Here is a 12,987-nt window from a genome sequence, read left to right on the forward strand (position 1 = left end):
TTTTTCATATGAAATGGAAAGGTAGACGTCAAAGTGACAACGTAGAAGACAGAAGAGGAATGTCGGGCGGTGGAAAGGCAATTGTAGGAGGAGGATTAATTGGAATAGTTATTCTTCTTTTAAATGTTTTTGGTGGAGAAAATGCAAAAATGCTTACCCCTATGTTGGAGCAAATAAATCAAGGGCAAACCTCGACTCCAACTGAACAAAGAGAACTTACTCCTGAAGAAAAAGAAATGGGCGAATTCGTTTCAACCGTTTTTGCTGACACAGAAGATATTTGGACCAAAATATTTGAAGATAACAATTTAGGAACTTACGAACAACCAAAAATGGTATTGTTTACAGGTTCAGTGGAAACAGCCAGTGGAGGCGCAAGTTCGGCTTCTGGACCATTTTATTGCCCTGGTGATAAAAAAGTGTACATGGATTTAGCCTTTTTTGAAGAACTGCGTACCCGTTTTGGAGCTAAAGGTGGCGATTTTGCTATAGCTTATGTCGTGGCACACGAAGTGGGTCACCACGTTCAAACAATTCTTGGAACTTCAGGAAAAGTGAGACAATTACAACAATCTAAAAGTGAAGCCGAAGCTAATAAATTATCTGTTTGTTTAGAATTACAGGCCGATTTTTATGGCGGATTATGGGCACATTACAACCAAAAATATTTAGAAGAAGGTGACATTGAAGAAGCGTTAAGTGCTGCACATGCTGTAGGTGACGATGCCATTCAAAGCAAAATGCAAGGGCATGTTGTTCCTGATTCTTTTACACATGGTTCATCTGAGCAACGCATGAAATGGTTTATGAAAGGTTTTAAATCTGGTGATATCCGATTAGGCGATACTTTTGCTGAAGAACTATAACTATTTTGAAAATTGAAGCACCAGAATCTGATTATTTATATATTCAAGATTCTCAAATAACAAATGCTGGAAAAGGTTTATTTACAGCAATTGACATTTATCCTAATGAAATTATTTCCATTTTTAAAGGAGAAATTTTAACCGATAATGAAGCTCAAAAAAGAGTTTCAGAAGGTAAAGACCGCTATTTCATTAACATGTTAGACGGTTCCATATTGGATTCTATGAATGTAGATTGTTTTGCTAAATATGCTAATGATGCCGAAGCTTTCTCTAAATTAGAATTTAAAAATAATTCCAAAATCACATTAGACGATGATGATAATGTTTGCATCGTAGCTACAAAGAAAATCAAATCCCAACAAGAGATTTTTTGTAGCTATGGTGTAAAATATTGGAAAAAACATAAATAATTCAAATCTATTCCCTTTTAAACTATTTTTTTTTGTAATTTTGTTTAACTTTTTTAATTAAATTTTAAACAAAATGAATGTTTCGTGCAAAAAAGACTTCACTGATATTGAAATTGATAGAATTATTGAAATGGCTTGGGAAGACAGAACACCATTTGATGCAATAAAATTTCAGTTTTCTTTAAATGAGGCTGATGTAAAAGCGTTAATGAAAAAAGAACTCAAATTCAGTAGTTATAAACTATGGAGAAAAAGAGTTGAAAATTGCAAAACAAAACATTTAGCTAAGCGAGTTGAAGGCATTGATAGATTCAAGTGCAAACTTCAAAGAGCTATAACTAACAATAAAATTTCTAAAAGATAAAAATGAAAAGCAAAATTCCTGATAATGTAGTTTTTTCTGAAGAAAATGGATACAATGCAAATGTACTCGCTTATCCTACAAGTGTTGGTGCGCCAGCAATTAAAATGGATAACGTTGTTGATTGGAAAAATATTGGTATTCGTAATGTTAATAGAGAATTCGAAAGTAAGTTTAATGAACTTAAAGCCGAATATGAAAAATTAATGCAAGAATATGAATGGAATGAAATTTTATACAATGCTAAATATTCATTTGAACCCATAATTGGCGAAACGTATCATTTGTATTTGGCAAAAGACGGTTCCAATTTTCTTTCTTTAATTCACCCAGATTTCTGGAATAAAGAACACATTGGTTCCTTTAAACTGAATAGCAACAAAAAATGGATTCATATCGATTCCAAACAAGATACTTTTTAAATTATTGAATTCTTCTAATTACGTCTAGAAGAATTCAATAATTAAAACCTCAAACTAGCCTAACCACCCTTCCCTATCCAAACTTCTATATTGAATTGCTTCTGCAATATGATGCGATTGAATAGACTCAGAATTCTCTAAATCAGCAATAGTTCTTGAAACTTTTAGAATTCTATCATACGCTCTAGCGGACAAATTTAATCGTTCCATTGCTGTTTTTAGTAGTTGCAACGAAACCTCATCTAAAGCACAAAATTCACGAATTAGTTTACTACTCATTTGCGCATTGTAATGAATAAATTCATAGTTTTCAAATCGCTGTGATTGTATTTCTCTAGCTTTGGTTACTCGTTCTCTAATAGATACGCTACTTTCTGCTTTTCGAGTTTCCGTTAATTTTTCAAATGGAACAGGTGTTACTTCAATATGAATATCAATCCTATCCAATAAAGGTCCCGAAATTTTACTCAAATACCTTTGCATTTCCATTGGTGAAGAACTCACAGGCGCATTCGGATCATTAAAATAACCTCCTGGACTCGGATTCATACTCGCCACTAACATAAATGACGATGGATACGTAATCGTAAATTTCGCTCTAGAAATTGTAACTTCCCTATCTTCTAATGGCTGACGCATTACTTCTAAAACTTCTCGTTTAAATTCGGGCAATTCATCTAAAAATAAAACACCGTTATGTGCTAAAGAAATTTCGCCTGGTTGTGGATAACTCCCGCCACCAACTAATGAAACCGAACTCGCAGTATGATGCGGACTTCTAAAAGGACGTTGTGCCATCAAACCAACATCTTTAGTCTTTCCGGCTACTGAATGGATTTTGGTGGTTTCTAAAGCTTCTCGCATCGTCATTGGTGGCAAAATACTAGGCAAACGTTTGGCTAACATTGTTTTTCCTGAACCTGGAGGACCAATTAAAATTATATTATGTCCGCCAGCTGCGGCAATTTCCATACAGCGTTTAATTCCTTCTTGTCCTTTGACATCACTAAAATCGTGTTCTGGAAAATCTAATGTTTTATTGAATTCTTCTTTAGTATCTATTGTAGTGGGAATCAAATCTGATTTTCCTTCAAAGAAATTAATGACTTGTAATACATTTTCAACACCATAAACATCAAGACCGTCAACAATTGCAGCTTCTTTTACATTTTGAAAGGGTAAAATCAAACCTTTAAAACCTTCTTCTTTGGCTTTAATTGCAATTGATAAAGCTCCTTTTATGGGTTGTAATCCACCATCGAGCGATAATTCACCCATAATGACGTAATTGTGGATATCTTCTGATTTAATTTGGGAAGAAGCGGCTAAAATACCAATAGCCAAAGTAAGGTCATAGGCAGAACCTTCTTTACGTAAATCGGCCGGAGCCATGTTGATAGTGATTTTTTTTCCGGGAAGTTGATACCCGTTGTTTTTTAGTGCGGCAGCTATACGATAACTACTCTCTTTTATAGCGGAATCAGGCAAACCTACTAAGTGATATCCTATTCCTTTGTCGATGTTTACTTCTACCGTAATGGTAGTCGCTTCAACGCCAAAAACGGCGCTTCCGAATACTTTTACTAACATGGCTTATACTATTTAAATGGCTTATATAGATGCAAATATAGAAAAGTTTTTGAAATAAAAAATCCCGATTGCTCGGGATTTAATTTATTTTTTGAATTTTGAAATACCTTCTTTTAACCAAGTTTTATATTCTTCAACATCTGGTGTATAACCAACTGGCTTCGAAATATCTTTACCTTCAGCATCTAAAACTACATAATAAGGTTGAGCATTAATATTGTATCGTTCTATTTGATATTCTCTCCATTTTTTTCCAATAGTAGTCACTTCACTTCCTGATTTTGAAATGTATTGTTCTTCTTTTGGTAATTCACGTTGGTCATCACCATATAACGAAATCAATACAATTTCATTTTTTAAAATCTTTAAAATTTCAGCATCAGACCACACATTTTCTTCCATTTTTCTACAATTGGCACATGCATGTCCTGTGAAATCTAATAAAACAGGTTTATTTACTTTTTTTGCATACGCTAAGCCTTCTTCATAATCATGAAATGCTGTTATTCCTAATGGTCCAATATGCGCATTTTCTGGTAAAGCAGATTCAGATGAAACTCCAGAACTAACTGTATTTTGATAACCAACTCCATATGGACTTTCGCTATAAGTCATAGGTGGAGTGAAACCACTCAATATTTTTAGTGGCGCTCCCCATAAACCGGGAATTAAGTAAATAGTGAATGTAGTAACAAATAAAGCTATGAATAATCTTCCTACCGAGATATGTGTCATTGGACTATCGTGAGGCAAGATTAATTTTCCAAAAAGATATAATGCCCAAGCTCCAAAAACTGCAATCCAAATAGCTAAAAAGACTTCTCTTTCTAATAAATGCGTTTGTAAAACTAAATCGGCATTAGATAAAAATTTGAAAGCAAAAGCTAATTCTAAGAATCCTAATGACACTTTAACAGTATTTAACCATCCACCTGATTTTGGTAACGAATTCATCCAGCCTGGAAACATGGCAAACAACATAAAAGGCAATGCAATGGCAGAAGAAAATCCTAACATCCCAACTATTGGTCCTATTCCTCCTTGTCTTGCTGATTCACCTAATAAAGAACCTACAATAGGTCCCGTACATGAAAACGAAACAACAGCTAAAGCCAATGCCATAAAGAAGATTCCGATGATTCCACCTCTATCGGCTTGTTTGTCAATTTTATTTAAAAATGAATTTGGTAAAACGATTTCAAATGCGCCCAAAAATGACGCTGCAAAAACAATAAGAATTACAAAAAATATTAGGTTAAACCAAACATTTGTTGACAATGCATTTAGAGAATCTATTCCAAAAAGTGCTGTTATAAGCATACCTAAACCAACGTAAATAATAATGATAGAAATCCCGTAAATAAAAGCATTTCGTATTCCAGCCGCTTTGGTTTTACTTTGTTTAGTAAAGAAACTTACTGTCATTGGAATCATTGGAAATACGCAAGGCGTAAGTAAAGCTGCAAACCCGCCTAAAAAGGCCAAAATAAAAATTCCCCACAAGCTTTTCTTTTCCTCTTTTGGAGTAGCATTTTCTGATTGATCAGCTACAGGTTCTGTCTTTACTTCTTTAGTTACATCAGTAACTATGTTTCCATTCTGAGAAGTCGAATCAATTGTATTTTCATCAGAAACAGGTAAAACTTCTGCATCAGTTGGTTTAATCTCAGGCAATTTAAAAGTAAAAGTAGCATCTTGTTGAATACATTGTTCTTTACAAACTTGGTATTCCACATATACTTTAACTTCTTTTAGTTTCGTATTAGTAACTTTGATTATCTGTTTAAACTGAGCCGTTTTAGCAAAGTAATATTCGTCTACCTCAAAAATATCATTATACACTTTTTTGTAGGCACTCTCTTTAGTTTTCCCAACTAATGAATAATTTCCTTTTGTGTTTTTATAATCAAAAACCGTTGGAAGTGGGCCGTTTTCTGGAGTAAATTGCGAATACATGTGCCACTCGTTTTCGATAGTAGCATCCATAACCAATTCAAATTCGGTAGCCGATTTTTGAACTACTTTGGTTTTCCATTGTACCGGATTTAAAATTTGTGCATTTCCAAAAAATCCAAAAATTAAGGCGATTAAGGCGAAATATTTTCTCATTCTTCTAATACGATTTTTATACTATTTTGTGTTGTTTCTTTATTTATAAATCGATTATCTGCTCTTTTCCCGATTACCCAAATAATTTGGTCTTCCGAACATAATAACCATTGATTTTCTTTATCTAAAAGCGAATATTTTTCGTCTTTGAAATACTTACTCAATTTCTTTTTTCCGTTCATTCCTGATGGATAAAAATAATCTCCTTCTTGCCATTTTCGAATCGTTAATGGAAATTTGATCTTACTTTCATCTACAAATATACAATTGGAAACTGTTTCAAAAATGTTAACTGCTTTACAAAACCTAAGTTTTAAGGGAATATTAACTTTACTTTCTATCGATTCAATGATGAAAACTTCCGATTTATTTATTTCATTTCTTTCCGAAAGGATTAATTTCTCTCGATCTTTCAATAAAATATGCGTTTCTGAAAAAACTTGTTTTCCTGATTGTGCTTCGACCAAATCATAAATATCATTCCAAGCTGAAAATCCGTAATTTTTAAGCCATTGGTACAAATACGCTTTGTAATTTTGGAATTCAATCAACGGTTTTAGATGTATTTCTAATTGATTTTCCTTCTCTTCAACTACTTTTTCAAAAACCAATTTTGAAGCATCGTTAACCAAAGATTCTACTTGTTGCAAATGATTTAAGGTGTTTTGAAACGAATCTAAAAATCCTGTATTCAATTCTTTTAAAGTGGGAACAATATTGTGACGTAATTTATTTCTAAAATACTTGTCTGAAGCATTACTCGAATCTTCTCGCCATTGGATTTTATTTTCTAATGCATAATTTTCAATTTCTTCTCTTGAAAACGGCAACAACGGACGAATAATGTTTCCATTTTGAGCTGGAATTCCCGTTAAACCTTCTAAGCCAGTTCCTCTAGTAAAATTGATTAAAAACGTTTCTACATTGTCATCCAAATGATGCGCAGTTAAAACATAATCAAATCCAAGTGAAAGTAATTCTTGAAACCAATCGTAACGCAACTTTCGAGCGGCTAATTGAATGGAAAGTTTATTTTCATTAGCAAATTCGAGTGTATCAAACGATTCAATAAAATAAGGAATATAGCTGTCTTGACATATTTCCCTAACCAACATTTCATCTGCATCACTCTCTTTTCCACGCAGTTGGAAATTGCAATGCACTATGCAAATATCAAACCTCAACTTATAAAACAAATTCAACAAAACCATACTATCAACGCCTCCACTAACTGCTAAGAGCAATTTCTTGTCTTTCAGTTGGAGAAAATTTTGTTCGATATGATTCTGAAATTTTGTTAGCATGACCAAAAATAAGGAATTAATTTTTCTCTAATACCCAATTGAGTAAATTCTCTTTATCTACAATAGCCCAAGAATGTGGATGTCTTGTGCCATCAGCTCTATAGCCTTTGTTTTTTGTATTAATTAATTCGATTTTTTGAAAACCTTTAATTTTTAAATCATTATAAAGTTGTTCAATAAAATAAGAATTAATCTCATCTTTTTGGTTTTTCCGATTTTGTAACCACCAATCAAAATCAGGTTCCGTGTATAGTCTGATTTTTAATTTTTTAAGATTTTCTAAATTAGAAATAGTATTGGTTTCTAGAGTGTAAGGCGAAAACTTTTTATATAATGAAATGGAATCTTTTGGATTACCAAACTCTGAATTAAATGTATCAATTATCCAATTTGCTTCCTGAACAGATTCACTAGAAAAATTTGAAATAATATTCTTTTCAGCAACTTTATACAAACCCAATAAATCAACAGGTGAATCAACAATAAAAACTCCTTTTGGTTGAATTGAATTTTGTTCTTTAATCAAATAATTACTTAGTAACAAAGTTACATTTCCGCCACCTGAAAATCCACCAATATAAACATTATCAGTACTTAATTTATTGTTTTTAAAAATTGAATTAAAGTGTTTGGACAAATTTTGTAATTCGCTATCTTTCAAATAAAGTTTAAAATTATAATTCATTAAAATAACAGAAACGCCTTTCTTATTGGCTTCTTCCATGATTGGAAATTCATTTTTTGTGTTTTCAATATCACAAGGAAAACAAGGAAACAATACCAAAGTAGCTTTTGAATTGGCAACTTTATAAATCTCGAATTCTTTATCAATTATATGATTTACTTCTGAAACAGAAGATTTACATGAAAATAAAATGGTAACAACAATTAAAACAAAGAATATTTTTTTCATAACTATTTTATTTTAAAACCTCAAACATTGCTTTTGCCTTTAACAAACATTCTTCATACTCCATTTCTGGAATGGCTTGAGAAGTAATAGCACTTCCGACAGAAAATGATAAATATTGATTTTGTGAATTATACAAAATACTTCGAATCACCACATTAAAATCGAAATCTCCATTTGGAGTAAAATAGCCTATTGCTCCACTGTATAATCCGCGTTTGGTTTCTTCTAATGCTTCAATGATTTGCATAGCCGAAATCTTTGGTGCGCCAGTCATGCTTCCCATAGGAAAAGTGGTTCTCAGAATTTCAATTGGTGAAGTCGTATTCTCTACTTCGGAAACGATCGTAGAAATCATTTGGTGGACTTGCTTAAACGTATAAATCTGACACAATTCTTCCACTTGAACACTTCCTTTTGTAGCCGTGTGCGATAAATCGTTTCGGACTAAATCGACAATCATGATGTTTTCTGAACGCTCTTTTTCGTTTTTAATTAAATCTGATTTTAATTGTTCGTCTTGTTCTAAATCGAAACTTCTTCTGGCTGTTCCTTTTATGGGTTGGGAAATGACTTTTAAACCTTCTTTTCGCAAATAACGTTCAGGTGAAGCTGAAAGTAAATATTGAAAATTATTTTTGAAATACACCGCAAATGGTGGTTCAGAAATAGTATTCAACTTTTGATAAATTTCCAAAGGTTCAATTTGAGTATTTTCGGCATAAAATTCCATACAAAAATTCGCTTCGTAAATGTCGCCACGATGAATGTGTTCGAGCATTTTTGAAACTTTGGAAAGGTAATTTTCTTTTGTGATTCTCTGATTTATTGTAATTTCTCGCAAAGTCGCAAAGTCGCAAAGTTCTGTTGAAATAATAGTATTGAAATCAGCTTCTATTTCGTCATCGCACATTCGTAAATATTGGATTTCAACTTGATTTTCTTTGATTAAAAACAACTTTTTAGGTTGGAAGAAAAACAAGTCTGGAAATGCTAATCCATCAAAATTATTGGAATGTAAATCTTCGGTATCGTTTTTTAAATCGTAGGATAAGTAACCAAACAACCAATCTTTCGTTTGACTTTGGTACTGATACAAATCTTGAAACGCATTTTCGTAATCTGTTTTAATTGAGGTAAAAGCATCCACCGCCAAAACCGCATCATAACTCGAATACTTTTGATGATACTGATTCGAATCTAAATAAACAACTTCTCTGTGTTGGTTGGCCCAATGCAAAAGTTGGTTTTTAAAGTCGGAAAAATGCGAAATATCTTTTGTAATTACTGTTCTCAAATTGGAAAATTTACTTCGTAAAAGTACAACAAAAAAATAGTTGTTGGAAAATGGTTCAAATGTTAAAATTTGGCACGATTTTTATTCTTGCCTATACAAACTAACCAATTAAAAATTCATTTCTATTGATTCTATAACTACTCGTATTAAAAACAATTAATCAATAACTTAAAATGAATTTTTATGAACAAAAACACCAAAATCGTATTGACTTTGCTAGCACTTGGCTTAGTCTTATCTTGTAAAGAATCAGCTTCAAAAGAAAACGCCACTTACATGGAAGAAGCTGCAACCGATAGCACAAGAGTTATTTCTTCCTCAGCCGCCGTTGAAAACAAAAACAGTAATCGGAAATTTGTGAGAACTGCCGATGTAAAATTTAAAGTCAAGAATGTCGCCAAATCGACTTATGCCATTGAAGATGCGACAACGAAATTTGGTGGATTTGTAACGTATACCCATCTTCAAAGCAACATTCACAGCGAAGACCGAACCAAAGTGAGTCAGGATAGTACTTTAGTGAGTACAAAATATAAAGTGGATAACAACATCACGATTCGTGTCCCGAATACGAAAATGGATACAGTGATTAAAACCATTGCGAAACAAATTCACTTTTTAGATTATCGAATCATTAAAGCAGATGATGTTTCCTTACAAATGTTATCGAATGAACTAGCGCAAAAAAGAAGTAATTCATCTGAAAAACGTTTAGCAAATGCAATTGATTCGAAAGGTAAAAAACTTAATCAAGTTGTTGATGCCGAAGCAACCTTAGATGCGAAAAAAGAGCAAAATGATGCTTCAAAATTGCAGAATTTATCACTTCAAGACCAAGTCAACTTTAGTACGTTAACGCTAAATATTTACCAAGACGAAAGCATCAAACAAGAAATGGTGGCTAATGAAAAAAGCATCAACGCATACCGACCAAATATTGGATTTCAAATTTGGGACAGTGTAAAAACAGGTTGGTTTATGTTGGAACATATTATTTCGTTTGTTGTAGTGCTATGGCCGTTTATGTTAATTGGGTTTTTAGGATTTTTGGGATATAAGAAGTTTTTGAAATAACTCAACCAAATTAAAAATCCCAAATTTCAATTAAGAAATTTGGGATTTTTTTATAATTGATTTATAAACTATTTCAATTCTATATTACCTATTTTTTCCCAATTTTCATCGGCTACTAAAACAACTCCAATATAAGTGTCGTTTTTCTTATTCATTACAACACCATTTGCTAATTGAGCATTAACTTGTTCAGGAGTTAATCTATACATTGCACCAGAACTAGCATCAATAATTAAACCTATAATACCACCAAAAACTATATTACCCCAAACCCATCCATTGGTTTTTCTAGTTAAAGTCATTTCATAAGGCTTGTATCCTTGCAATTCAATTTTAACTTTTTGATTTTTTTTAATTCTTTCTAATTTAGTTGTAACTGGAGTTACTCCCAAATTAGCACCATCAACCCATACAATTGCGCCAGCTGGAGTTGAATTAAATTCAATTTTTTGTTGACTACCTGATACAATTGATGCACAACTTGGTAATAATAATGAAATTGCTAAGGCGGAAATAAAAAATGTTTTCTTCATAAAAAAATATAAATAATAATTAATTACACGTGTAATGCTCTGTTATCTGTAGCTGCTAATGCTGCTTCTTTGATAGCTTCTGCAAATGTTGGGTGTGCGTGAGACATTCTTGAAATATCTTCTGCACTTGCTCTGAATTCCATTGCTGTAACTGCTTCTGCAATTAAATCAGCACATCTTGCTCCAATCATGTGAACTCCTAAAACTTCATCTGTTTTGGCATCGGCTAAGATTTTTACAAATCCGTCAGTGTCTCCACCAGCTCTAGCTCTTCCTAAGGCTTTGAATGGGAAACTTCCTGCTTTGTAAGCTACACCTTCCGCTTTTAATTGCTCTTCTGTTTTTCCAACAGCCGCAACTTCTGGCCAAGTGTACACTACACCAGGAATTAAATTATAATCGATGTGAGGTTTTTGTCCCGCTAAAATTTCAGCAACCATTACACCTTCTTCTTCCGCTTTGTGCGCTAACATGGCTCCTCGAACCACATCCCCAATTGCATAAACATTTGAAGCCGAAGTTTGTAGATGATCGTTTACTTCGATTTGACCTCTTTCTGTAACTTTTACTCCTGCTTTTTCTGCATTTAAACCATCTGTGTAAGGACGACGACCTACAGAAACTAATGAATAATCACCTTCTAATGTGATGATTTCTCCTTTAGCATTTTCTGCTTTTACCGTTACAACATCTCCAGCTCTTTCTACCGATTGAACTTTGTGAGACGTGTAGAATTTCATTCCTTGTTTTTTCAACACTTTAGTCAATTCTTTTGATAAAGCAGCGTCCATTCCTGGAATAATTCTATCCATGAACTCTACTACAGAAACTTGTGCTCCTAAACGTAAATATACTTGTCCTAATTCGATTCCGATAACACCACCACCAATAATTACTAGGTGTTTTGGAACTTCTTTCAGTTTCAAAGCTTCAGTAGAAGTGATGATTCTATCTTTATCTAATTTGATAAATGGTAAGCTTGAAGGTTTAGAACCTGTAGCGATAATAATATTTTTTGATTCGATGATTTCTGAAGAACCATCTTCTTTAGTCACTTTTACAGAAGTAGCGCTTTCAAACGAACCTACTCCATTAAAAACGGTGATGTTGTTTTTATCCATTAAGAATTTTACACCACCCGAAGTTTGATCCACAACTGCTTGTTTACGAGCAATCATTTTTTCAAGATTTACTTTTACATCACCCGAAACTTCAATTCCGTGGTCAGCAAAGTGTTGTAACTCTTCATAATGATGAGAAGATGCTAATAACGCTTTCGATGGAATACATCCCACGTTTAAACAAGTTCCTCCAAGAGTTGAATATTTTTCAATAATAGCAGTTTTAAAACCTAATTGGGCACAACGGATAGCTGAAACATATCCTCCAGGTCCAGAACCTATAATGGTTACATCAAATTGACTCATGATTTTATATAAAGTTTGTTGTTTGACTTAAATTCGGATACAAAAGTAACGCTTTTTGAATTAATTATTTGTTACTTTTTTGGTAAATTATTATAGGTGTTTCTTACAAAGTAAAAGCAGTCGTATTTTTAACTTCTCCAATCATAAATGAACTATGAGTACTTCCAATATGTTTTAATCCAGTAAGTTTAGTAACCATAAATTCACGAAACTCATCCATATCTTTAACATGTACTTTTAAAATGTAATCATAATCGCCACTAACGTGAAAACATTCTAAAACTTCATTTAATTTTACTACTTCACTTTCAAAAGTGGTAACAAAATCTTTGGTATGTTGGATTAATTTGATGTGGCAAAATACCACGAAAGCTTTTTCTACCTTATTTCGATCTAGAATAGCAACATATTTGCTAATTACGCCTTCACGCTCTAGTTTTTTAATTCTTTCATAAACCGCGGTTACTGAAAGATTCAGAACCATTGAAAGTTCTTTTGTAGTTTTTTTTGTGTCTTCTTGAAGTAATCCAAGAAGTTTTTTGTCGATTGCGTCCATTGATTAGTTGTGTTGTTGTTTATTGTTATCGGCAAATGTAATGAAATCGAATAAAAAATAGAATTAAAAACTATAAATTAAAACAAAAATAGAATAAAAAACCAATTTAAATCATTACTATTGAA

Annotated in this window: 13 protein-coding genes; 5 read left to right on the top strand and 8 right to left on the bottom strand. The window is 32.6% G+C overall.

Features of this window, described 5'->3' with window-relative positions; translation table 11 throughout:
- Positions 1–8 precede the first annotated feature (8 nt).
- The 4 genes from ypfJ to OJ995_RS09725 all read left to right on the top strand — a co-directional run bounded on the left by ypfJ (position 9) and on the right by OJ995_RS09725 (position 2,062).
- A complete protein-coding gene (ypfJ, locus tag OJ995_RS09710) occupies positions 9–866 on the top strand; it encodes a KPN_02809 family neutral zinc metallopeptidase (protein ID WP_264369235.1) in 858 nt (285 codons plus the stop codon).
- A gap of 5 nt (positions 867–871) precedes the next feature.
- Positions 872–1,279 (top strand): SET domain-containing protein-lysine N-methyltransferase, encoded by a 408-nt coding sequence (locus OJ995_RS09715; RefSeq protein ID WP_264369236.1) that lies wholly within the window; start codon positions 872–874, stop codon positions 1,277–1,279.
- 73 nt (positions 1,280–1,352) lie between these two features.
- A complete protein-coding gene (locus OJ995_RS09720; RefSeq protein WP_133606464.1) occupies positions 1,353–1,643 on the top strand; it encodes a TIGR03643 family protein in 291 nt (96 codons plus the stop codon).
- 2 nt (positions 1,644–1,645) lie between these two features.
- On the top strand, positions 1,646–2,062 hold the full coding sequence (locus OJ995_RS09725) for a DUF2452 domain-containing protein (RefSeq protein WP_133606462.1): 417 nt from the start codon (positions 1,646–1,648) through the stop codon (positions 2,060–2,062).
- Between the two features lie 54 nt (positions 2,063–2,116).
- Here the strand turns inward: OJ995_RS09725 and OJ995_RS09730 are convergent, their stop codons facing one another.
- The 5 genes from OJ995_RS09730 to OJ995_RS09750 all read right to left on the bottom strand — a co-directional run bounded on the left by OJ995_RS09730 (position 2,117) and on the right by OJ995_RS09750 (position 9,272).
- Entirely contained in the window at positions 2,117–3,652 is a 1,536-nt protein-coding gene (locus OJ995_RS09730) for a YifB family Mg chelatase-like AAA ATPase (protein ID WP_264369237.1), read from the bottom strand.
- A gap of 84 nt (positions 3,653–3,736) precedes the next feature.
- Positions 3,737–5,761, bottom strand: a complete 2,025-nt coding sequence (locus OJ995_RS09735) for a protein-disulfide reductase DsbD family protein (RefSeq protein WP_264369238.1) — start codon at positions 5,759–5,761, stop codon at positions 3,737–3,739.
- Positions 5,758–7,065, bottom strand: coding sequence for a tRNA lysidine(34) synthetase TilS (gene tilS, locus OJ995_RS09740; RefSeq protein WP_264369239.1), 1,308 nt, complete (start codon positions 7,063–7,065; stop codon positions 5,758–5,760). Before tilS ends, OJ995_RS09735 begins: the two co-directional genes overlap by 4 nt.
- Positions 7,066–7,081: 16 nt before the next feature.
- On the bottom strand, positions 7,082–7,978 hold the full coding sequence (locus tag OJ995_RS09745) for a DUF6503 family protein (protein WP_264369240.1): 897 nt from the start codon (positions 7,976–7,978) through the stop codon (positions 7,082–7,084).
- Positions 7,979–7,985: 7 nt separating this feature from the next.
- Positions 7,986–9,272, bottom strand: coding sequence for an anthranilate synthase component I family protein (locus OJ995_RS09750; protein ID WP_264369241.1), 1,287 nt, complete (start codon positions 9,270–9,272; stop codon positions 7,986–7,988).
- A gap of 183 nt (positions 9,273–9,455) precedes the next feature.
- Here OJ995_RS09750 and OJ995_RS09755 point away from each other — a divergent pair, with 183 nt between their 5' ends.
- Entirely contained in the window at positions 9,456–10,346 is an 891-nt protein-coding gene (locus OJ995_RS09755; protein ID WP_264369242.1) for a DUF4349 domain-containing protein, read from the top strand.
- Between the two features lie 68 nt (positions 10,347–10,414).
- On the opposite strand, the gene OJ995_RS09760 is transcribed toward OJ995_RS09755, so the two are convergent.
- The 3 genes from OJ995_RS09760 to OJ995_RS09770 form a co-directional block, all read right to left on the bottom strand.
- Positions 10,415–10,879 (bottom strand): PEGA domain-containing protein, encoded by a 465-nt coding sequence (locus tag OJ995_RS09760; protein ID WP_264369243.1) that lies wholly within the window; start codon positions 10,877–10,879, stop codon positions 10,415–10,417.
- A 23-nt stretch (positions 10,880–10,902) separates the two neighbouring features.
- Positions 10,903–12,306: a dihydrolipoyl dehydrogenase gene (gene lpdA, locus OJ995_RS09765; RefSeq protein ID WP_264369244.1), complete on the bottom strand. Its 1,404-nt coding sequence runs from the start codon at positions 12,304–12,306 to the stop codon at positions 10,903–10,905.
- Positions 12,307–12,409: 103 nt separating this feature from the next.
- Positions 12,410–12,862 carry an Lrp/AsnC family transcriptional regulator gene (locus OJ995_RS09770; RefSeq protein WP_133606442.1) on the bottom strand — a complete coding sequence of 151 codons (453 nt, stop codon included), beginning with the start codon at positions 12,860–12,862 and terminating at the stop codon, positions 12,410–12,412.
- Between the last annotated feature and the right edge of the window lie 125 nt (positions 12,863–12,987).

The organism is Flavobacterium lacisediminis (genome assembly GCF_025909975.1).
Classification (GTDB): domain Bacteria; phylum Bacteroidota; class Bacteroidia; order Flavobacteriales; family Flavobacteriaceae; genus Flavobacterium; species Flavobacterium lacisediminis.

What these genes read in the sequence shown, in the direction of transcription:
- ypfJ (WP_264369235.1), top strand. Translation starts at nt 9, where the DNA reads ATGAAATGGAAAGGTAGACGTCAAAGTGACAACGTAGAAGACAGAAGA.
- OJ995_RS09720 (WP_133606464.1), top strand. Translation starts at nt 1,353, where the DNA reads ATGAATGTTTCGTGCAAAAAAGACTTCACTGATATTGAAATTGATAGA.
- OJ995_RS09725 (WP_133606462.1), top strand. Translation starts at nt 1,646, where the DNA reads ATGAAAAGCAAAATTCCTGATAATGTAGTTTTTTCTGAAGAAAATGGA.
- OJ995_RS09730 (WP_264369237.1), bottom strand. Translation starts at nt 3,652, where the DNA reads ATGTTAGTAAAAGTATTCGGAAGCGCCGTTTTTGGCGTTGAAGCGACT.
- OJ995_RS09735 (WP_264369238.1), bottom strand. Translation starts at nt 5,761, where the DNA reads ATGAGAAAATATTTCGCCTTAATCGCCTTAATTTTTGGATTTTTTGGA.
- tilS (WP_264369239.1), bottom strand. Translation starts at nt 7,065, where the DNA reads ATGCTAACAAAATTTCAGAATCATATCGAACAAAATTTTCTCCAACTG.
- OJ995_RS09745 (WP_264369240.1), bottom strand. Translation starts at nt 7,978, where the DNA reads ATGAAAAAAATATTCTTTGTTTTAATTGTTGTTACCATTTTATTTTCA.
- OJ995_RS09755 (WP_264369242.1), top strand. Translation starts at nt 9,456, where the DNA reads ATGAACAAAAACACCAAAATCGTATTGACTTTGCTAGCACTTGGCTTA.
- OJ995_RS09760 (WP_264369243.1), bottom strand. Translation starts at nt 10,879, where the DNA reads ATGAAGAAAACATTTTTTATTTCCGCCTTAGCAATTTCATTATTATTA.
- lpdA (WP_264369244.1), bottom strand. Translation starts at nt 12,306, where the DNA reads ATGAGTCAATTTGATGTAACCATTATAGGTTCTGGACCTGGAGGATAT.
- OJ995_RS09770 (WP_133606442.1), bottom strand. Translation starts at nt 12,862, where the DNA reads ATGGACGCAATCGACAAAAAACTTCTTGGATTACTTCAAGAAGACACA.